The organism is Rhodoferax sp. (genome assembly GCF_012927445.1).
In the GTDB taxonomy this organism is placed as follows: Bacteria; Pseudomonadota; Gammaproteobacteria; order Burkholderiales; family Burkholderiaceae_C; genus Rhodoferax.
Map to the genome: position 1 here is coordinate 372,459 of NZ_JABBPD010000001.1, position 18,413 is coordinate 390,871.

The 18,413-nt window shown below is 55.3% G+C and carries 20 protein-coding genes and 1 tRNA gene; 13 read left to right on the top strand and 8 right to left on the bottom strand.

Annotation, left to right across the window (positions count from 1 at the left end):
* A complete protein-coding gene (locus tag HHJ17_RS01635) occupies positions 1-480 on the top strand; it encodes a CNP1-like family protein (protein ID WP_296504810.1) in 480 nt (159 codons plus the stop codon).
* A 28-nt stretch (positions 481-508) separates the two neighbouring features.
* Here the strand turns inward: HHJ17_RS01635 and proB are convergent, their stop codons facing one another.
* The 4 genes from proB to rplU form a co-directional block, all read right to left on the bottom strand.
* A complete protein-coding gene (gene proB, locus HHJ17_RS01640; RefSeq protein ID WP_296504812.1) occupies positions 509-1,645 on the bottom strand; it encodes a glutamate 5-kinase in 1,137 nt (378 codons plus the stop codon).
* A 61-nt stretch (positions 1,646-1,706) separates the two neighbouring features.
* Entirely contained in the window at positions 1,707-2,774 is a 1,068-nt protein-coding gene (gene cgtA, locus HHJ17_RS01645; RefSeq protein WP_296500432.1) for an Obg family GTPase CgtA, read from the bottom strand.
* 68 nt (positions 2,775-2,842) lie between these two features.
* The gene (gene rpmA, locus HHJ17_RS01650; protein ID WP_296500434.1) at positions 2,843-3,100 is read right to left on the bottom strand and encodes a 50S ribosomal protein L27; all 258 of its coding nucleotides are present in this window, start codon (positions 3,098-3,100) and stop codon (positions 2,843-2,845) included.
* 12 nt (positions 3,101-3,112) lie between these two features.
* Complete coding sequence (gene rplU / locus HHJ17_RS01655; protein WP_296500436.1) at positions 3,113-3,424, bottom strand: 50S ribosomal protein L21; 312 nt, start codon at positions 3,422-3,424, stop codon at positions 3,113-3,115.
* 182 nt (positions 3,425-3,606) lie between these two features.
* Here rplU and HHJ17_RS01660 point away from each other — a divergent pair, with 182 nt between their 5' ends.
* The 12 genes from HHJ17_RS01660 to HHJ17_RS01715 all read left to right on the top strand — a co-directional run bounded on the left by HHJ17_RS01660 (position 3,607) and on the right by HHJ17_RS01715 (position 12,851).
* Entirely contained in the window at positions 3,607-4,557 is a 951-nt protein-coding gene (locus HHJ17_RS01660; protein ID WP_296500438.1) for a polyprenyl synthetase family protein, read from the top strand.
* Between the two features lie 28 nt (positions 4,558-4,585).
* Positions 4,586-4,662: transfer RNA gene (locus HHJ17_RS01665), tRNA-Pro, on the top strand.
* A 266-nt stretch (positions 4,663-4,928) separates the two neighbouring features.
* Positions 4,929-5,597: a hypothetical protein gene (locus HHJ17_RS01670; RefSeq protein WP_296500441.1), complete on the top strand. Its 669-nt coding sequence runs from the start codon at positions 4,929-4,931 to the stop codon at positions 5,595-5,597.
* A 226-nt stretch (positions 5,598-5,823) separates the two neighbouring features.
* Complete coding sequence (locus HHJ17_RS01675; protein WP_296500443.1) at positions 5,824-6,387, top strand: hypothetical protein; 564 nt, start codon at positions 5,824-5,826, stop codon at positions 6,385-6,387.
* Positions 6,388-6,457: 70 nt separating this feature from the next.
* Positions 6,458-6,658, top strand: a complete 201-nt coding sequence (locus HHJ17_RS01680; protein WP_296500446.1) for a YjfB family protein — start codon at positions 6,458-6,460, stop codon at positions 6,656-6,658.
* Between the two features lie 49 nt (positions 6,659-6,707).
* The gene (locus tag HHJ17_RS01685; protein WP_296500448.1) at positions 6,708-7,073 is read left to right on the top strand and encodes a hypothetical protein; all 366 of its coding nucleotides are present in this window, start codon (positions 6,708-6,710) and stop codon (positions 7,071-7,073) included.
* A 352-nt stretch (positions 7,074-7,425) separates the two neighbouring features.
* A complete protein-coding gene (pilB, locus tag HHJ17_RS01690; RefSeq protein WP_296500450.1) occupies positions 7,426-9,159 on the top strand; it encodes a type IV-A pilus assembly ATPase PilB in 1,734 nt (577 codons plus the stop codon).
* 21 nt (positions 9,160-9,180) lie between these two features.
* A complete protein-coding gene (locus HHJ17_RS01695) occupies positions 9,181-10,398 on the top strand; it encodes a type II secretion system F family protein (protein ID WP_296500451.1) in 1,218 nt (405 codons plus the stop codon).
* Positions 10,398-11,240, top strand: coding sequence for an A24 family peptidase (locus HHJ17_RS01700; RefSeq protein ID WP_296500452.1), 843 nt, complete (start codon positions 10,398-10,400; stop codon positions 11,238-11,240). The genes HHJ17_RS01695 and HHJ17_RS01700 overlap by 1 nt, the downstream gene beginning before the upstream one ends.
* Positions 11,241-11,243: 3 nt before the next feature.
* The gene (gene coaE, locus HHJ17_RS01705) at positions 11,244-11,861 is read left to right on the top strand and encodes a dephospho-CoA kinase (protein ID WP_296500454.1); all 618 of its coding nucleotides are present in this window, start codon (positions 11,244-11,246) and stop codon (positions 11,859-11,861) included.
* 25 nt (positions 11,862-11,886) lie between these two features.
* Positions 11,887-12,642, top strand: coding sequence for a cell division protein ZapD (gene zapD, locus HHJ17_RS01710; RefSeq protein ID WP_296500456.1), 756 nt, complete (start codon positions 11,887-11,889; stop codon positions 12,640-12,642).
* Complete coding sequence (locus HHJ17_RS01715; protein ID WP_296500458.1) at positions 12,639-12,851, top strand: DNA gyrase inhibitor YacG; 213 nt, start codon at positions 12,639-12,641, stop codon at positions 12,849-12,851. Before zapD ends, HHJ17_RS01715 begins: the two co-directional genes overlap by 4 nt.
* A 45-nt stretch (positions 12,852-12,896) precedes the next feature.
* Here the strand turns inward: HHJ17_RS01715 and HHJ17_RS01720 are convergent, their stop codons facing one another.
* The 4 genes from HHJ17_RS01720 to secA form a co-directional block, all read right to left on the bottom strand.
* Positions 12,897-13,376 carry an NUDIX domain-containing protein gene (locus HHJ17_RS01720; protein WP_296500459.1) on the bottom strand — a complete coding sequence of 160 codons (480 nt, stop codon included), beginning with the start codon at positions 13,374-13,376 and terminating at the stop codon, positions 12,897-12,899.
* Complete coding sequence (locus HHJ17_RS01725) at positions 13,373-14,251, bottom strand: ATP-binding protein (RefSeq protein WP_296500460.1); 879 nt, start codon at positions 14,249-14,251, stop codon at positions 13,373-13,375. Before HHJ17_RS01725 ends, HHJ17_RS01720 begins: the two co-directional genes overlap by 4 nt.
* The gene (argJ, locus tag HHJ17_RS01730; RefSeq protein ID WP_296500462.1) at positions 14,248-15,477 is read right to left on the bottom strand and encodes a bifunctional glutamate N-acetyltransferase/amino-acid acetyltransferase ArgJ; all 1,230 of its coding nucleotides are present in this window, start codon (positions 15,475-15,477) and stop codon (positions 14,248-14,250) included. The genes HHJ17_RS01725 and argJ overlap by 4 nt, the downstream gene beginning before the upstream one ends.
* A gap of 104 nt (positions 15,478-15,581) precedes the next feature.
* Entirely contained in the window at positions 15,582-18,347 is a 2,766-nt protein-coding gene (gene secA, locus HHJ17_RS01735) for a preprotein translocase subunit SecA (protein WP_296500464.1), read from the bottom strand.
* Positions 18,348-18,413: the final 66 nt, after the last annotated feature.

Here is an 18,413-nt window from a genome sequence, read left to right on the forward strand (position 1 = left end):
ATGAAAATTAAAAAGCTATTCTGGCTTGGCCTGACGCTGGCCGCATTGAGTGCATCGGCCCAGGTGGTCACCGACCCCGACTGGAAAGAAACCGAAGCGCCCGCGCCGCCCGCCTTTAACAAGGACAAGCTGATTCCTCTGGACATGCCGAACTATGTCACGCTCAAGTTTGGCGTTGATCCGGCAACTTTGATCATTACCCCGGACAGCATCGTTCGCTATGTGGTGGTCACCGCCAACGCGACCGGCTCGATCGGTGCGATGTACGAGGGAATTCGCTGCGCGACCTGGGAAGTGAAGACTTATGCCCGCTACAACGCCAACGGGCAATGGTCGGCCGTGCGTGATCCGCAATGGGAAAGCCTGAGTGACAACCGGCCCTCCAAGCATGCGTTCGTGCTGGCAAGAAAAGGAATCTGCGACAGCGGCTCAACCACCGCCAATTCCGTGGCGGACATTGTCAAAGCCTTGAAAAACTAGCCTAACGGCGCAGCCCGAAATGGGCGTATTACCGGGTCAGCACCAGATTGTCCCGATGCACCATTTCCGGCTCGGCGGCATAGCCCAGTAGTTTTTCAAATTCACTGGAAGGCTTGCGGCAAATCAGGCGTGCCTCGGCACTGGCGTAATTCGCCAAACCGCGGGCCATCTCGGCGCCGAGTGCATCCCGGATGGCAATCACGTCACCGCGGGAAAAATCGCCGTCAACGGCCGTCATGCCGATGGGCAGCAGGCTTTTGCCCTCGTCGCGCAACTTGTCGACCGCACCATCATCAACCGTCACCGACCCACGCAACTGAAGATGATCGGCGATCCATTGTTTGCGGGCCTGCATTTTTTGGGTCTGCGCTACCAGCAATGTGCCAATCGGCTCACCCTGGCTCAAGCGCACCAGCACGTCCGGCTCACGCCCCCAGGCGATCACGGTGGAGGCACCGGAACCGGCGGCCCGCTTGGCTGCCAGAATTTTGGTGATCATGCCGCCGCGCCCCAGACTGGATCCCGCACCGCCGGCCATCGCCTCCAGCGCCGGGTCGCCCGCCTTGGCCTCATGAACAAACTGGGCAGAGGCGTCTTTGCGCGGATCAGCGGTAAAAAGTCCTTTTTGGTCGGTCAGAATGACCAGGGCATCGGCATCCACCAGATTGGCCACCAGCGCGCCCAAGGTGTCGTTGTCACCAAACTTGATTTCGTCGTTGACCACCGTGTCGTTTTCATTGATCACCGGCACCACGCCCAGCTTGAGCAACGTCAGCAGAGTCGAACGTGCGTTCAGGTAGCGCTCGCGGTCGGCCAGGTCCGCATGCGTCAGCAGCACCTGCGCGCTGCCCAGGCCGTTTTCACGCAGCTTGGTTTCGTACACATGCGCCAGCCCCATCTGCCCCACGGCGGCGGCAGCCTGCAGTTCATGAATAGCGTGTGGCCGACTGCTCCAACCCAGGCGTTTCATGCCTTCCGCAATGGCGCCACTGGACACCATGATGACCTCACGCCCGCCACGCACCAGCAGCGACATCTGGCGGCACCATTCACCAATGGCCGCCTCATCCAGCCCGCGCCCTTCGTCCGTCACCAGACTGGAGCCCACCTTGACGACGATGCGCCTGGCATCACGCAATACAAACGAAGCAGTTTCTATAGTCATAATGGCCTGCAGCCCCCGTCAATCAAGCGCAAGGCGCTACAAATAAAATAGCGTTTTTACGTTATTCGGGATCAACCGCAAAACGGGGATCGATGACTTCGGGCGTCTGCTCGGCCTTCTGCACCGCCTTCACATGCTGATAGATGATCTTGATCAGGGACTCACAGCCTTCGCGGGTGAGCGCCGAAATCTCAAACACCGGTCCCTTGAACTTGAGGCGTTTGACAACATCTTTGACCAGCGCCGGACGTTGATCGAGCGGCACCATGTCAAGCTTGTTGAGAACCAGCCAGCGGGGCTTGGCGTACAGCGCCGGGTCGTATTTCTTCAGCTCATTCACAATCGCCTTGGCTTGCGCGACGATGTCGACACCCTCGTCAAACGGGGCCATATCGATCACATGCAGCAGCAAGCGCGTACGCTGCAAATGGCGCAGGAAAAGATGCCCCAGGCCTGCGCCTTCCGACGCACCTTCGATCAAACCGGGCAAATCGGCCACCACAAAACTCTGTTCCGGCCCCACACGCACGACGCCCAAATTGGGGTGCAGAGTGGTGAACGGATAGTCGGCAATGCGCGGACGCGCATTGGAGATAGCAGAGATCAGCGTAGATTTACCGGCATTGGGCATGCCCAGCAAACCCACATCGGCCAACACCTTGAGTTCAAGCTTGAGCTCGCGCTTTTCACCCGGCCAACCAGGAGTTTTTTGCCGTGGTGCGCGGTTGATGGCGCTCTTGAAACGCATGTTGCCAAAACCACCATCGCCACCCTTGGCAATCGTGATCACTTCACCCGGGGTGATCAATTCAAACAGCACTTCACCGGTTTCGGCATCGGTGATGATGGTGCCCACCGGCATTTTCAGGGTGATGTCGTCGCCTGCCGCGCCAAACATGTCAGAGCCCATGCCGTGCTCACCGCGCTTGGCATGATGCCGCCGCGAAAAGCGGAAGTCCACCAGCGTGTTCAGATTCGGGTCGGCCACCGCAAAGACATGGCCGCCACGACCACCGTCACCGCCATTAGGCCCGCCGAACTCTTTGTATTTTTCATGCCTAAACGAGACGCAGCCAGCGCCGCCGTCTCCCGCAGAGACGTCAATATAGGCTTCGTCAACGAATTTCATGATTTCCAGCTTTATAAACGAAAAACCCCGCGCCGTGCGCAGGGTCTTAATTGGGAAACCCCGGCTAATTAAGCCGAGATAACATTCACCGTGTGCTTGTTCAATGCACCTTTGATGGTAAACGACACATTGCCGTCGACCAGTGCAAACAACGTGTGATCCTTGCCAATACCGACATTGACGCCGGGATGGAACTTGGTGCCACGTTGGCGAACAATGATGGCGCCTGCGCCAATCAACTCACCACCGAATTTTTTAACACCGAGCATTTTGGGCTTGGAATCGCGCCCATTTCGCGTAGAGCCGCCGCCTTTTTTCTGTGCCATGACTCTTACCTCTTAAGAAACAATCGCACCAATCAGCAGTTCTGTGAACTGTTGACGATGCCCTTGACGTTTCTGGTAATGCTTACGACGGCGCATTTTGAAAATGCTGACCTTGTCGTGCTTGCCGTGTGCTAGAACGGTGACACTCACCGTTGCGCCGGACACCAAGGGAGTACCAACTTTAAGCTCTGCGCCGTTGCCGACCGCCAAAACCTCGTTGAACACAATCTCTTGGCCTACGTCCGCAGCAATCTGTTCTACTTTAATTTTTTCGCCGGCTGCAACTCGATATTGCTTGCCGCCGGTTTTTATGACCGCGTACATGTTGACCTCTTCAATTTAGCTCCGGGAACGAATTTTCTCAGAGCCCTAAATTATAACGCAGCGTTCCTTTAACAGCAAACAGGGCCGCTTCGCCCAGATTTCAACGCATTCAGCTTTCTATAATCCGCGCACACAACTGGTCATCTGTTTTGCAAGTCAATCCCTCAAGCCCCACTCCTTCTATGTCCATCATCGCGCAGGATATGCACGAAGTGGATCAAGTCATCGCCCGCCGACTGGACTCTGGCGTTCCCCTCATCGGCCAAGTATCGCGCTACATCATTGCCGCAGGCGGCAAGCGATTAAGGCCTGCACTTCTCTTGCTGACCAGCGGGGCTTTGGGCTATCGAGGCGAACAGCGGTTCAATCTGGCGGCCGTGGTGGAATTCATCCATACCGCGACCTTGTTGCACGACGATGTGGTGGACGACTCTGCCTTGCGCCGGGGCAACGCCACCGCCAATGAAACCTTCGGCAACCCAGCCAGCGTGCTGGTGGGCGATTTTTTGTATTCCCGTGCCTTCCAGATGATGGTTGATGCCCAGAACATGCGCGTCATGCAAGTCCTGGCCGATGCCACCAACGTCATCGCTGAAGGTGAGGTGATGCAGCTGATGAACATGCACAACGCTGCCCTGGATGAGGCCGGTTACTTGCAGGTCATCCGCTCCAAAACCGCCAAATTATTCGAGGCCAGTGCCAAGGTCGGGGCAATCCTGGCGGGAAGCACGCCTGCGATGGAAGAGGCTTGCGCTGTTTATGGCCAAGCACTCGGCACCGCCTTTCAGGTCATTGATGACCTGCTTGACTACACCGGTGATGCTGAGGTCATGGGGAAAAATCTGGGTGATGACCTGCGCGAAGGCAAAATCACATTACCCCTGATTGCCGCCATGCAACGGGGCACCTCGGGCCAGATGGAAACCATCAAGACGGCGATTGAGACGGGTGATGTCGCAATGCTGGATGAGGTCGTGAGCATCGTCAAAACAACGGGCGCACTGGACGTTGCTCGGCTGGCCGCAAAACAGGAAGCGCAACGAGCCAGCGCCGCGGCCAGGCAACTTCCGCCAGGACCACACACCGAGTGTTTGATACAATTATCGACTCAGTTGCTTGAGCGCCAGTATTAAAACTGAGTGCGCACAGTGACAGAAATATCGGAATGTGGCGCAGCCTGGTAGCGCACTTCGTTCGGGACGAAGGGGTCGGAGGTTCGAATCCTCTCATTCCGACCAAACAAATCAATGGGCGAGCACTTTTACAGTGCTCGCCCATTTTGTTTTTTGACTCTGATTGTCTTCGTTACCCCAACCATGGCAAAAGCTAAGCTAAGCTTAGCCACGCCATTGTCCCAACCGCTATTCGTGATTCCCGCGTTTCAGATGCCGTCAGATATCCCGAGATGAATGCATTCTCTTTAAGCACCTCTACACGGCGCGCCAAAGCGCTGCGTCTACACTGATTCAATAAAAACCAGTTTGATGCAAGGGAGGAGTTCGACATGGGTCTTGAAGACCGTGATTACATGCATGAACGAAATGCAGAGGTTTTCGAAAAACGAAATTTCACTCAAAACCATCCCTTTCGATCTATGCTCTGGATGGTCCTAACTTGGACTACGATGCTTTTTCTGCTGTACCAATCATTTCTTTGGCTGGAATCTTACAAAGAAGCCAGAAATAAAATTATGCCAAGCAGCAAGGTAGAGACACCAGAAAAGAAAACTGCAACGAGTCACGGAAAGAATGTGCCGTCAACCACTGAGAGTAGCCAACAAAACGCCCCTGCAGGATCAGCATTACCAGTCCCGGATACGCGCAACACGGTTACGAAGTGCCTGCTCAATGGCCAAGTCACTTTTACCGACGGCAAATGCCCAAGTGGTTCGACAAACTCTTACGTGACGGTCAGCACTGGAAATGTTGCTCACGTAGTACCTCCGGCATTCATTCCAACCACACCAAAAATCCAACCACTGGTAGTCATGCAGCAGCCTGCTGCAGAAACTAACAATGTTGCGTCGATGAAAGAATCTGAATGCGGTTTTTTAAACCATCAAGTTGATCAACTTGATGCGTTAGCCAGACAACCTCTTTCCAGTCAGTCACAGGATTCAATAAGCGAGCAACGTAAAAAATATCGATCAAGACAGTTTGCTTTGCACTGTTAAGCAGATACGGTATTTCTCCATTGGAGTTGATGCGAATCTTTGCGCTATTTCAATCGACGGCGTCTCTGCATTGCTGACTGCCATGTAAGCGGCAGCTTGAGACTGCAAGCCGACTTTCAAATTCCCAGTCAACAGTCATTCAATGTTCAGCGAACGGCGGTACCAAATTGATTCTCATCTGACGAATTATTCGTACTGTGACCTATCCAGTTTTTTCAAGTGACAGATGAAACTTTCACCAGACAATGCAAAAATTTACGAGTTGTTATATTTGCCCAGCATGCACCAAGCAAACAACCTTCCCTTGACGACTGAAGCAATTGCTTCTGCTGTTCTAATCCTGACTTGGTTAGTCGTCTTGCGCTCGATTCGGTATTCGAAGTGGCAGCTTGCAATGATCAGCCTGCCCGGGACAGTTATGCATGAAGCATTGCATGGGATGGTGGGATTGGTTCTTTTGGCCAAACCTAAGTCGTTTTCAATCTTCCCCAAGCGACAAGGGAACACTTGGGTGTTGGGTTCGGTTGGGTTTACCAATCTGAATATCTGGAACGCCGCACCCGTTGCGTTTGCGCCTTTGCTGATGCTCGGTATCGGATGGCTGTTATACGTGAATTGGATGCTGCCAACTTTTCTGGTTGCCAATTACTTGATTTGGGTTGCGTCTGGATACCTAACGGCTTGCTCACTGTTTTCATGCATCCCATCAGCCACAGACTTTGAGGTTGGGGCATGGTCCGGATTGATGTACGGCGGTATCGGACTAGGGGTTTGGTATTTCGTTCATTGAGTCAAAGATCAAGTTCAACCGTTTCCCGTCGATAAAAAGATACGATTGAAGCCATCTTGAAAGCCCATTTATGAACATATCCAGTACAACTTCAGTACAAGCAGCAACCTCTGCTGCTTCGAGTGAAACCGCCGGCAGTGTGAACATTTTGGTATTGAAAAAAGCATTGGACATTCAAGCTACGGCAGCAATGACATTGTTGCAAGCTCTCCCACAACCGCCCTTGGCGACAGACGGGTCAGTGGGCACTCAGATCAACACTTTTGCTTGAAATTTTTAGGTGACTAGATGGCCGTGATGTTTATCCATAAGAATGATCTATGAGCATTGCATTTCCATTGAATGCGAAAGTACGTTTCACGCAAGAGCGCTTGTCCATCTTGACAACACGCGATAGGCAAGGTTTAGCGGGACGCATCGGTGTAACTCAAACTGATAGCACTCTCGTTCGAAAACCTACGGTTTATTTTCCGTCGGACGGCGTCAATCAAGTGCTTCGCTTGTTTCGCGTAGACCCGAGTCACATTGAACTGGTTGAAAACTCACCCGATAACGAAATCACGCCCGACCATAACGATGGCGAAGATCACTCTGATCCCGCACATGGCACTGCTGATGTGGTGGCCTCTGCCCCTGACGGCGACGACAATCTTTCCCAGAGTGAAATGGACAACTTATTTGATTAAGACCTCGACGCGTTCATGGACTTGGCGTGTGGCTAGTTCCAAGGCTATCAGACACACGCAGAGCGACTTTAATTTGTGTATCAGCCACAGCGCTTAAAGATTAGGCAAAGTGTGATCAATCGGTGTGATTAATTTCGTGAAAATTAACCAAAAACACTTGTATTCTCAATAAGTTAAGCCCATTTGGTCGGAATTCCTCTCATTCCGACCATACAAATCAATGGGTTAGCTCTGATGGCGAGCTAGCCCATTTTGCTTTCTGCGATCAAAGTCCGTCGCTTTCAATTTACATTGCCCATCCAAACGACGATTAATCGCAAAGCCCCTTCCTGACGTAGTACATTCTCGGGCTATGGCCGCAGTCGAAACCACTCCTCCTGAATCCTCCACCACCGCTCTTCCTGGACTGGGCCGTGCCCTTATTCTGGCGGGGAAACTGGGACAAAAGTCAGCGGAAGAAATCTATCTCAAAGCCAAACGTGGCCGCACCAGCTTTATCGCGGAACTCACAGGCTCCGGGGTAGTTTCGGCGGCTGACCTGGCGCACACCATGTCTTCCGCCTTTGCGGCCCCGCTGGTTGATCTGGATGCCATTGACCCTCAGCGCCTCCCCAAAGGCCTTCTGGACGGGAAAATTTGCCTTGACTATCGCGTGGTGGTCTTGAGCAAGCGGAATAACCGGCTGATTGTGGCGACCGCCGACCCGTCAGATCAACAAGCCGCTGAAAAAATCAAGTTTGCCTCGCAGTTAGGGGTTGACTGGGTTATCGCCGAATACGACAAGCTGCTGAAATTGGTTACGGCCAATGCCACGACCGCATCGGAAACGATGGACAACATTATTGGCAGCGAGTTCGAGTTCGATGAAGCGTCCGCAGAATTAGTGGCGGAAAGCGCGGAGACCACGGTTTCCGAAGTTGAGGATGCCCCGGTCGTCAAATTTTTGCACAAGATGCTGTTGGACGCCTTCAGCATGCGGGCCTCCGATTTGCACTTTGAACCCTATGAGCACAATTACCGTGTCCGCTTCCGGATTGACGGCGAGCTCAGGGAAATCGCCTCGCCCCCGATTGCCATCAAAGACAAGCTGGCATCGCGCATCAAGGTTATTTCGAGAATGGACATCTCGGAAAAACGGGTGCCCCAAGACGGCAAGATGAAACTGAAGATCGGACCCGACCGGGTGATCGACTTCCGGGTCAGCACCTTGCCTACGCTGTTCGGCGAAAAGATTGTGATCCGGATCCTCGACCCGAGCAGTGCCAAGTTGGGCATTGATGCCTTGGGTTATGAACCCGATGAAAAAGCACGGATGATGCAAGCCATTACCAGGCCGTACGGCATGATCTTGGTCACCGGGCCCACTGGCTCGGGCAAAACGGTCTCGTTGTACACCTGCTTGAACCTGCTGAACAAACCGGGCGTCAACATCGCCACGGCCGAAGATCCGTGCGAGATTAACTTGCCGGGCGTGAATCAGGTCAATGTCAATGACAAAGCGGGGCTCACTTTTGCGGTGGCGCTCAAATCATTCCTGCGTCAGGATCCCGACATCATCATGGTGGGTGAAATCCGCGACCTGGAGACCGCTGATATTTCCATCAAGGCGGCGCAGACCGGTCACCTGGTGCTCTCCACGCTTCACACCAACGACGCCCCCACCACGCTGACACGCATGCGCAACATGGGCATTGCGCCCTTTAACATCGCATCCAGCGTGATCCTGATTTCGGCGCAGCGCTTGGCACGTCGCCTTTGCCCCAACTGCAAAACCCCGATCGAGATTCCCCACAAGGTATTGCTTGATGCCGGCTACACCGAGGATGAACTGGATGACAACTGGGTCTCCTACCGTGCCGTTGGTTGCTCCATGTGCAACAACGGCTACAAGGGACGGGTGGGCCTCTACCAAGTCATGCCGATCAGTGAAGAAATCCAGCGCATCATTCTGCGCGATGGCAACGCCCTGGAGATTGCAGAGCAAGCCCAGCGCGAAGGCGTTCGCACGCTCAGACAGGCCGGCCTGCACAAAGCCAAAATGGGTCTGACTTCTCTGGAAGAAGTGCTCGCTGTCACCAACGAATAAACCAACAATCCAAGGCACCATATGGCAACCGCAAAGTCAAAAGGCACCAAAGAGTTTGTCTTTGAATGGCAAGGTAAAGACCGCAACGGCAAACAAGTGCGCGGCGAAACAAGAGCAGCTGGCGAGAATCAGGTGCAAGCCGCCTTGCGCCGACAGGGGGTGATGGCGACCAAGATCAAGAAGCGCCGGATGGGCCGTGGCAAATCCATCAAGCCCAAAGATCTGGCCATCTTCACGCGCCAACTCGCCACCATGATGAAAGCGGGCGTTCCCCTGCTGCAGGCCTTTGATATCGTGGGACGCGGCAACCCGAACGCCAGCGTCACCAAGCTGCTCAACGACATTCGTACCGACGTCGAAACAGGCACCTCCCTGAGCGTTGCCTTTCGCAAGTACCCCCTGTATTTCGACAACCTTTATTGCAACCTGATCGAGGCCGGCGAATCAGCCGGTATTTTGGACCAATTGCTGGACCGGCTTGCGGTTTACATGGAAAAAACAGAGGCGATCAAGTCCAAAATCAAGTCAGCCCTGATGTACCCGATCTCCGTCTTGATCGTGGCGTTTGTCGTCACGGCCGTGATCATGATTTTTGTAGTGCCGGCCTTCAAAGAAGTGTTTTCCAATTTTGGAGCCGACCTCCCCGGCCCCACGCTGGTCGTGATTGCCATCAGTGAGATCTTCGTCAAATATTGGTGGCTGATTTTTGGGGGGCTTGGCGGTGGTTTCTACTTTTTCATGCAAGCGTGGCGACGCAACGAAAAAATGCAGCACGTCATGGATCGCCTTATGCTCAAAATGCCTATTTTTGGCACGTTGGTTGATAAATCATGCATTGCCCGCTGGACGCGAACCCTGTCCACCATGTTCGCCGCGGGCGTGCCTTTGGTGGAAGCACTTGATTCGGTAGGCGGCGCCGCTGGCAACTATGTCTATGAGGCGGCCACCATCAAAATCCAGCAAGAGGTGTCAACAGGTACCGCCCTGACGGTCGCCATGACCAATGCCAATCTCTTCCCGTCCATGGTCTTGCAGATGTGCTCGATCGGTGAAGAATCGGGTTCCATCGATCACATGCTCGGCAAGGCGGCCGATTTTTATGAGGCCGAGGTTGATGACATGGTGGCGGGCATTTCCAGCCTGATGGAGCCCATCATCATTGTCATTTTGGGTACGGTGATTGGCGGTATTGTGGTGGCCATGTACCTGCCCATCTTCAAATTGGGTCAGGTGGTTTGATGCAAGTTTCGCCATGGTTTGACGCCACCGTTTTCAGCGTTCTGGGCTTGCTGATCGGCAGCTTTCTTAACGTCGTGATTTACCGGTTTCCCCTCATGCTTGAAGCCCAATGGAAAGCCGAGTGTGCTGAACAGGCTGGCAAAGATTTACCGGCCGCAAAAGCCTTTAACTTGATGGTGCCACGCTCCCGCTGCCTCAAGTGTGACCATCAAATCCGCTGGTATGAAAATATTCCCGTTCTGAGTTACCTTTTTTTGCGGGGCAAATGCTCCGCCTGCGCAACCCCCATCAGCTTGCGCTACCCGCTGGTAGAACTGGCGACTGGCGCACTGTTTTTCTATTGCGCCTGGACTTGGGGCGCCACCGCTACCGCCCTGGTTTGGAGCGGCTTTGCCGCCGCGATTTTGGCCCTGGCCTTTATCGACTGGGACACCACGCTCTTGCCTGATGACATCACCTTGCCCTTGCTGTGGAGTGGTCTCATTGCAGCCGCACTGCAATGGACCACGGTTGGCTTGTCAGCCGCCGTTTGGGGCGCGGTGGCGGGCTATATGTCGCTGTGGCTGGTCTACTGGGCCTTCAAACTGATCACCGGCAAAGACGGCATGGGTTTCGGCGATTTCAAGCTGTTTGCCGCACTGGGGGCCTGGTTCGGCTGGCAGGCACTGGTACCCATCATTTTGATGGCCTCGGTCATTGGTGCCGTTGTTGGCATTGCCATGAAGTTCTCCAGCGGTTTGCGCGAAGGCGGCTATGTGCCGTTTGGGCCCTTTCTGGCGGGCTCCGGGCTGACAGCCATGATTTTTGGCCCGGCGTCCATTCTTCGTTTCGTCGGACTGTAAGCCGTGGCGCCCGTTGTCCGGCTTGGCCTGACCGGTGGCATTGGCAGCGGCAAGAGTACCGTGGCCAGTCTCCTCGCGGCACGGGGGGCCGCCGTGGTGGATGCCGATGCCATTGCCCGTGAACTGACCGCCCCCAACGGTCTGGCCATGCCCATGATTGCTGACACGTTTGGCCAGGACTTCATCACTTCGGCTGGCGCACTGGACCGGGACAAAATGCGGGCGCTCGCCTACGCCGACCCAACGGCCCGCAAACGACTGGAATCCATCATTCACCCTTTGGTGGCAAGGGAAACACAAAGCCAAGCCTTAATCGCCGCAAGCGATGGGCGAGCTTGCATCGTTTTTGATATTCCCCTGCTGGTTGAGTCTCCCACTTGGCGCCAAAAGGTAGATCATGTCCTGGTGGTGGATTGCACACCCGAAGTTCAGGTTAGCCGGGTGATGGCGCGCAGCCAGTTGACGCGCAAGGTCATCGAAAAAATCATTTCATCCCAAGCGGGGCGTGAACAGCGCTTAGGCGCGGCCGACACGGTTATTTTTAATGTCGATGTAACACTTGAGTCTCTCGCTGACGAAGTGCGTCAAATTTCACATCGCTTCGGGCTATCATCCAAGTAGCATCCGGCCTACCGAAGAAATAAGTTTGATCCTTTACGAATACCCCTTTAACGAGCGAATCCGCACCTATTTGCGCTTGGAACACTTGTTTCTTCGCCTGACAGAACTTGTCTCGCGTGAACCCGCACTGGATCACCACTATGCGCTCACCACGCTCTTCGAGATCATGGATGTGGGGGCCCGTGCCGACCTCAAGTCCGATGTGCTCAAAGACCTGGACAAGCAAAAACATATTCTTGACAGCTACCGGGGCAACCCCGCCATCGCTGAAAGTGTTCTGGATGAGGTGATCGGCCAGCTGGCCAGCTGCTTCCAGGCCTTGAACAGTCTGCCGGGTAAAGCGGGTCAATCGCTGACCGAGAATGACTGGCTGATGAGCATCCGAAGCCGCGTCGGAATTCCGGGCGGCACCTGCGAATTTGACCTGCCGGCTTACTATGCGTGGCAACACAAAACCGGCGACCAGCGCAGAACCGATCTGCAGCGCTGGATTTCCACCCTGGCACCTCTTTCTGATTCAATTCATGTCTTGCTCAAGTTGCTGCGAGATTCCGGCGCACCGCAAAAGGTGATTGCCAACGCGGGGGTATTTCAGCAAAATCTGCCCCAAGGCAGAACCTTTCAGCTCTTGCGTCTGGCGTTGGATTCGTCACTGGGCTTGATTCCAGAAATCAGTGGTAACCGCCTCATGGTGTCGATTCGGCTCATGCGCCACGGGGATGACGACAGACTCCATGCCTGCCTTGAAGACGCCGCTTTTGAACTGGCCCTGTGCTCATGAAACCTGACAACAAGACCGCTCCAGGTCAACCTAAACTGGTGCGCTGCCCCACCTGTGGTGGCGACAGTGTTTACGCGCCCTCCAACCCGTTCCGCCCGTTTTGCAGCGAACGTTGCCAAAATATTGATTTTGGCGCCTGGGCTACTGAAAACTTCCGCATGCCAACGAACGGCCTGCCAGAAGATCAACTGACCAACGACGAGCAGTAGCCCAAAATTTATATAAAGTCAGGCTCTAGCCCCCGACTGATATGCCTAAGCAGCTACTAAATAAGTAGCACCCTGAAAACCCCGTTCCTCTGCCAGCCATTGAAGCACCGGCACGGTGCCCGGTAGCACCGGCATCACCTGCACCGGAAGGCGCTGCCAGGCAAACGACTGGGCCTCCCGCATCTGCAGGTCACCGGACCAACTGAAGACCTTGCAAAAACTCAAGCGCACCAGCGCATGGGGATAGTCCACCAGTTCAACTTTCCAAAGCGCAGCCGGGCCGATGGTGATCCCCAGCTCCTCATGCAGTTCCCGCTGCAAGGCCTGCGCCACTGTTTCACCAACCTCCAGCTTGCCACCCGGAAATTCCCAGTAGCCTTCGTAGACCTTCCCCGCCGGTCGTGAAGTCAGCAGGAAGTCACCGTCCGGTCGAATCAGCACACCTACCGCGACCTCGACCACGGCACGGTCTGTGCCGCCTTCACGCGGCAGCGCGGCGTCCGCCACCAAGAGGGGGGGGCTCATGCGCTCGTCGCGTGTTTGCCCGCATAGTCGCGTGCAAACTGGTAGGCCACCCGGCCGCTGCGGGATCCCCGCTCCAAGGCCCAGACCAGAGCTTCCGCGCGCGCGGCGTCAATGGCGGCAGGCGCCACGCCAAAAGAGCACAGCCATTGCGCCACGATGATGAGGTACTCATTCTGGGTGAAGGGGTAAAAGCTGACCCACAAACCAAAGCGCTCGGACAGGGAAATTTTCTCCTCCACCACTTCGCCAGGATGCACCTCACCGTCATCGGTATGCGTGTAGCTGAGGTTTTCCTTCATGTACTCCGGTAACAGATGTCGCCGGTTGCTGGTGGCGTAAATCAACACGTTTGGCGTGGTGGCGGCAACCGAACCATCGAGAATGGACTTGAGCGCTTTGTAGCCTGGCTCACCGTCTTCAAAGCTCAGGTCATCGCAGAACACAATGAATTTTTCGGGCCGTTCCGACACCACGTCCACAATATCGGGCAGGTCGGTCAAATCCGCTTTATCGACTTCAATCAGCCGCAAACCGCGCTCGGCATATTCATGCAGACAGGCTTTGATCAGCGACGACTTGCCGGTACCGCGGGCACCGGTCAGCAGCACGTTGTTGGCCGGTTTCCCGTTGACAAACTGCAGGGTGTTGATCTGAATCTTCTCTTTTTGAGGCTCAATTTCTTTCAAGTCCGACAAACGCATGGCCCCAACATGACGGACGGGCTCCAGCGCGCCATGACCTGAACTCCGTTTGCGATAGCGGTAGGCGACGGAGGCGGTCCAGTCAGGCTGCGAGAGCGGTTGTGGCAGCACCGATTCAATGCGGCTGATGAGTTGCTCAGCGCGCAGCAGCAGATGTTCGAATTTCTCGTTCATGAGCGGTAGTCCGCATTGATCGTGACGTAGTCATGGCTGAGGTCACAAGTCCAGACTGTGTCCTGCGCATCGCCGCGCCCCAGCACCACCCGCACCGTGATTTCGCTTTGTTGCATGACCCGCTGGCCATCTTCTTCACGGTACAGCGGATTGCGACCGCCCTGCACCGCCACATGAACGTCATCCAGGTACAAATCAATGCCGGTCTGATCCAGATCGCTGATGCCGGCATAACCGACCGCGGCCAGGATGCGACCCAGATTCGGGTCGCTGGCAAAAAAGGCAGTCTTCACCAGCGGTGAATGGGCAATGGCATAGGCCACCTGGCGGCACTCGGCCTGTGTTTTGCCACCTTCGACTTTGATTGCTATAAATTTTGTAGCACCCTCCCCATCACGCACGATGGCTTGCGCCAGTTTTCGCGCAACTTCCAGCATGGCGGCCTTGAGTGCGCCTCCCTCGGCACTGTCCAGCGAATCAATCGACGCATGCGCCGCCTTGTTGGTGGCAATGACGACGAACGAGTCATTGGTGGAGGTGTCACCATCCACCGTCACCCGGTTGAAGGAGCCCTCGGCCAGTTCCGTCGCCAGTTGATGCATCAGCGCTTGGCTGACACAGGCGTCGGTGGCCATGAAGCCCAGCATGGTCGCCATATTGGGCCGAATCATGCCAGCGCCCTTGCTGATGCCCGTGATGCTCACCAGGGCACCGCCAATCATCACTTGCGCACCAAAGGCCTTGGGCACCGTGTCCGTGGTCATGATGCCTTCAGCGGCACGCAACCAATTGTCTTCACGGGCATCCGCTAATGCAGCGTCCAGCCCGGCTTCGATCCGCTCAACGGGCAAGGACTCCATGATGACGCCAGTGGAAAACGGCAGCACCTGGTCGGGTGAGATCTCAAGCTTGTAGGCGAGCGCCACACAGGTGCTGAGGGCGCGGACCCGCCCGTCTTCGCCGGTTCCGGCATTGGCATTGCCGGTATTGATGAGCATGGCCCGGATACCCGCGCTACTGGCGAGATGCGCCCGGCATATCTGCACCGGCGCCGCACAAAAACGATTCTGGGTGAAGACCCCCGCCACCGAAGCCCCCTGGTCGATCAAGACGACTGTCAGGTCTTTGCGGTTGGCCTTGCGCACACCGGCCTCGGTCACGCCGATGCGGACACCGGTGACGGGATACAGTTCTGCCGGGTTGGGAGCGGCTAAGTTAACGGACATTTTTTTCCTTTAGAAAATAACGGATTATCCAAAAAGTCATCCTGCCAAAAAACAATCGGGCCTTGGAAATAATCCAAGACCCGATTGCTCAGCGACTGTTTACTTTAAGCCAGCTTGCCGTGGCAGTGCTTGTATTTATTGCCACTGCCACAAGGACAGAGTTCATTGCGCCCCACACGCGGCACGGCGGCCCCCATGGCAAGCGATCTTTTGTTCACCGTTTCGGCATCAACGATTGTTTCAACCTCGCCCGTTTCGGTGGGCGCCGTATAGGTGACGTTGGAAATGCTTTCAGCACGATTTTCCATCTCTTCGGCGACCTGCTCCAACTGCTCGTTGGATTGAATCTTGACGGTCATGAGGACCTTGGTGACATCGTTCTTCACCGAGTCCAGCAACTGGCCGAACAGCTCAAAAGCTTCCCGCTTGTATTCCTGTTTCGGTTGTTTCTGGGCATAGCCCCGCAAATGAATGCCTTGGCGTAAATAATCCAGCGCACTCAGGTGTTCCCGCCAATGCGTGTCAATGCTCTGCAACAGGACCATGCGTTCAAACTGGGTGAAATTTTCACCGCCAACCTGCGCCACCTTGGCTGCAAATGCCTTGTTGGCTTCGTTGCGTACTGCCTCCAGCAGATCAGCATCTGTAATGGCACTGGCCTCACTCACCTGCTGCTGCAGGGGCAACGTTACCTGCCATTCGTCGGACAAAACTCGCTCCAACGTTGCGATATTCCACTGTTCTTCAACCGATTCGGCAGGCACGTATTCCCGCACCAGATCAGTGAAACAACCTTCACGCAAGGACGTAATCTGGGCCGACAGGTCCTTGGCATCCAGAATTTCGTTGCGCTGCTGGTAAATCACCTTGCGCTGGTCATTGGACACATCGTCATATTCGAGCAACTGCTTGCGCATGTCGAAATTGCGGGCTTCGACTTTGCGCTGGGCGCTTTCGATGCTGCGTGTCACGATACCCGCTTCAATGGCTTCGCCATCGGGCATTTTGAGCCGGTCCATGATGGCCTTGACCCGGTCACCGGCAAAAATACGCATCAGGGAGTCATCCAGACTCAAGTAGAAACGCGATGAGCCAGGATCGCCCTGCCGGCCGGAGCGACCACGCAACTGGTTGTCAATCCGGCGTGACTCGTGCCGCTCAGTGGCAATAATGCGCAAACCACCCAGTGCATTGACCTGCTCATGGACGAGCGCCCACTCCGCACGGATTGCCTCGATCTGTTTTTGCTTCTGCGCAGCGTCCAGCGATTCATCCGCCTCCACCGCCTCCACCGCTTGGCTGATGTTGCCGCCTAGCACAATATCGGTTCCACGACCCGCCATGTTGGTGGCAATGGTGATCATTTTGGGACGACCTGCCTGAGCCACGATATCGGCTTCACGCGCATGCTGTTTGGCATTCAGCACTTGGTGGGGCAGCTTCTCTTTTTCCAGCAACTGCGCAATGATTTCCGAGTTCTCGATGGAAGTGGTGCCAACCAGCACGGGCTGGCCGCGCTCATAGCACTCCCGGATATCCTTGATGGCGGCTTCGTATTTTTCACGCGTTGTCTTGTAAACGCGATCCAGCTGGTCATCACGCTTGCTGGGGCGGTTAGGTGGCATCACCAGCGTTTCAAGTCCGTAAATTTCCTGGAACTCATAGGCTTCGGTATCTGCCGTCCCGGTCATGCCGGCCAACTTGCCATACAGACGGAAATAGTTCTGGAAGGTGATCGACGCCATCGTCTGGTTTTCAGGCTGAATGGTCACGCCTTCTTTGGCTTCCACGGCCTGATGCAAGCCCTCGCTCCAACGACGACCCGACATCAAGCGACCGGTGAACTCATCCACGATCACGATCTCGCCGTCCTGCACCACATAGTGCTGGTCACGGTGGTAGAGGTGGTTGGCACGCAAGGCCGCATACAGATGATGCATCAGCGTGATGTTGGCCGGATCGTAAAGCGTGGCACCCTCGGGAATCAGTCCGAGGTCGAACAGAATGCGCTCGGCGCTCTCATGGCCCTGCTCGGTCAGGAAGACCTGATGACTCTTTTCGTCCAGCGTAAAGTCGCCCGGCTTGGTGATGCCCTCGCCGGTACGCGGGTCTTCTTCGCCCTCTTGCCGGTGCAGCAAGGGAACGACTTTGTTGATCGCCAGGTAAAGGTCGGTGTGGTCTTCTGCCTGACCGCTGATGATGAGGGGCGTGCGCGCTTCATCAATCAGAATGGAATCGACCTCGTCAATAATGGCGTAATTCAGACCCCGCTGAACACGGTCGCCGGCCTCGTAGACCATGTTGTCGCGCAGGTAATCAAAGCCATATTCGTTATTGGTACCGTAGGTAATGTCGCTCTGGTAAGCCGCCTGCTTTTCCTCGCGCGCCATGTTCGGCAAATTGATACCGACCGACAAGCCCAGGAAGTTGTAAAGCTTGCCCATCCACTGCGCATCCCGATTGGCCAGATAGTCATTCACCGTCACCACGTGAACGCCTTTGCCGGTCAAGGCATTCAGGTAGACCGGCAACGTGGCCGTGAGTGTTTTGCCTTCCCCTGTGCCCATTTCTGAAATCTTGCCGTTGTGCAGCGACATGCCACCCAGCATCTGCACATCGAAATGGCGCATTTTCATCACGCGCTTGGAACCCTCGCGCACCACGGCAAAGGCCTCCGGCAACAAGGCGTCCAGCGGCTCCCCATTGGCGATGCGCGCCTTGAAGGCCTCGGTCTTGCCGCGCAACTCGTCATCAGAAAGCTTCTCAAAGTCAGCTTCCATCGCATTGATGCGCACCACGCTGGAGCGATATTGTTTGAGCAGGCGGTCATTGCGACTGCCGAAAATTTTGGTAAGAATATTTGTGGCCATGAATGCAAGACGGACTCGCCAACCCACTTGGGCCAACAGAGCTGCGCAATCCTTTTTTCTAATCTG

Bases quoted from the DNA above. Each gene is read 5' to 3' on its own strand.
- proB (WP_296504812.1), bottom strand. From the start codon at position 1,645: ATGACTATAGAAACTGCTTCGTTTGTATTGCGTGATGCCAGGCGCATC.
- HHJ17_RS01670 (WP_296500441.1), top strand. From the start codon at position 4,929: ATGGGTCTTGAAGACCGTGATTACATGCATGAACGAAATGCAGAGGTT.
- argJ (WP_296500462.1), bottom strand. From the start codon at position 15,477: ATGTCCGTTAACTTAGCCGCTCCCAACCCGGCAGAACTGTATCCCGTC.
- rplU (WP_296500436.1), bottom strand. From the start codon at position 3,424: ATGTACGCGGTCATAAAAACCGGCGGCAAGCAATATCGAGTTGCAGCC.
- HHJ17_RS01725 (WP_296500460.1), bottom strand. From the start codon at position 14,251: ATGAACGAGAAATTCGAACATCTGCTGCTGCGCGCTGAGCAACTCATC.
- HHJ17_RS01700 (WP_296500452.1), top strand. From the start codon at position 10,398: ATGCAAGTTTCGCCATGGTTTGACGCCACCGTTTTCAGCGTTCTGGGC.
- rpmA (WP_296500434.1), bottom strand. From the start codon at position 3,100: ATGGCACAGAAAAAAGGCGGCGGCTCTACGCGAAATGGGCGCGATTCC.
- HHJ17_RS01685 (WP_296500448.1), top strand. From the start codon at position 6,708: ATGAGCATTGCATTTCCATTGAATGCGAAAGTACGTTTCACGCAAGAG.
- secA (WP_296500464.1), bottom strand. From the start codon at position 18,347: ATGGCCACAAATATTCTTACCAAAATTTTCGGCAGTCGCAATGACCGC.
- pilB (WP_296500450.1), top strand. From the start codon at position 7,426: ATGGCCGCAGTCGAAACCACTCCTCCTGAATCCTCCACCACCGCTCTT.
- cgtA (WP_296500432.1), bottom strand. From the start codon at position 2,774: ATGAAATTCGTTGACGAAGCCTATATTGACGTCTCTGCGGGAGACGGC.
- HHJ17_RS01680 (WP_296500446.1), top strand. From the start codon at position 6,458: ATGAACATATCCAGTACAACTTCAGTACAAGCAGCAACCTCTGCTGCT.
- HHJ17_RS01635 (WP_296504810.1), top strand. From the start codon at position 1: ATGAAAATTAAAAAGCTATTCTGGCTTGGCCTGACGCTGGCCGCATTG.
- HHJ17_RS01720 (WP_296500459.1), bottom strand. From the start codon at position 13,376: ATGAGCCCCCCCCTCTTGGTGGCGGACGCCGCGCTGCCGCGTGAAGGC.
- HHJ17_RS01660 (WP_296500438.1), top strand. From the start codon at position 3,607: ATGTCCATCATCGCGCAGGATATGCACGAAGTGGATCAAGTCATCGCC.
- HHJ17_RS01695 (WP_296500451.1), top strand. From the start codon at position 9,181: ATGGCAACCGCAAAGTCAAAAGGCACCAAAGAGTTTGTCTTTGAATGG.
- HHJ17_RS01715 (WP_296500458.1), top strand. From the start codon at position 12,639: ATGAAACCTGACAACAAGACCGCTCCAGGTCAACCTAAACTGGTGCGC.
- HHJ17_RS01675 (WP_296500443.1), top strand. From the start codon at position 5,824: ATGAAACTTTCACCAGACAATGCAAAAATTTACGAGTTGTTATATTTG.